1 pseudogene is annotated in these 810 nt (G+C 74.2%); it reads right to left on the reverse strand.

Annotation, left to right across the window (positions count from 1 at the left end):
- Positions 1-98: 98 nt before the first annotated feature.
- Positions 99-810, reverse strand: a pseudogene (locus tag ESO86_RS17870) (glycine dehydrogenase (aminomethyl-transferring)); the annotation flags it as partial.

An 810-nucleotide genomic window follows, 5' to 3' on the forward strand; every position in this document is an offset into this window, starting at 1 on the left:
GGCACCGCGGACCGCCTGACGACCGCCCGCGGCATCCGCTCACCGCGCCCGCTCCGGAGCGCCGGGACGGCGCCTCGGCGCGATGCCGCGGGCGACGGTTACGCGAACGCCTCGATCGGCGGGCAGGCGCAGACCAGGTTGCGGTCGCCGTACGCCTGGTCGATCCGGCGGACGGGGGCCCAGTACTTGTTCCGGACGAGCGAGTGCACCGGGTAGACCGCCTGCTCGCGCGTGTACGGGTGCGTCCACTCCCCCGCGATGACCGACTCCGCGGTGTGCGGGGCGTTGCGGAGCGGGTTGTCCTCTGCGGGCCACTCGCCGCGGCCGACCGCGTCGGCCTCGGCCTTGATCGCGATCATGGCCTCGACGAACCGGTCGAGCTCCGCGAGGTCCTCCGATTCCGTCGGCTCGACCATGAGCGTGCCCGCGACCGGGAACGACATGGTCGGCGCGTGGAAGCCGTAGTCGATGAGGCGCTTGGCGACGTCGTCGACGGTGACGCCGGTCTCCGCGGTCAGCGGCCGCAGGTCGAGGATGCACTCGTGCGCGACGAGCCCGTTCTCCCCGGTGTAGAGCACCGGGAAGTGGTCGCGCAGGCGGGCGGCGACGTAGTTGGCCGCGAGCACCGCGGTCGCGGTCGCCTGCTTGAGCCCCTCGGCGCCCATCATCCGCACGTACGCCCAGGAGATCGGGAGGATCGACGGGCTGCCGTACGGCGCCGCCGACACGGGGCCGCCGCCGTGCTCGACGCCGCCGGCGTGGTCGGCGCGCTGGGCCATCGGGTGGCCGGGCAGGTAGGGCGCGAGGTGC

It is taken from the genome of Agromyces binzhouensis (genome assembly GCF_004135055.1).
In the GTDB taxonomy this organism is placed as follows: domain Bacteria; phylum Actinomycetota; class Actinomycetes; order Actinomycetales; family Microbacteriaceae; genus Agromyces; species Agromyces binzhouensis.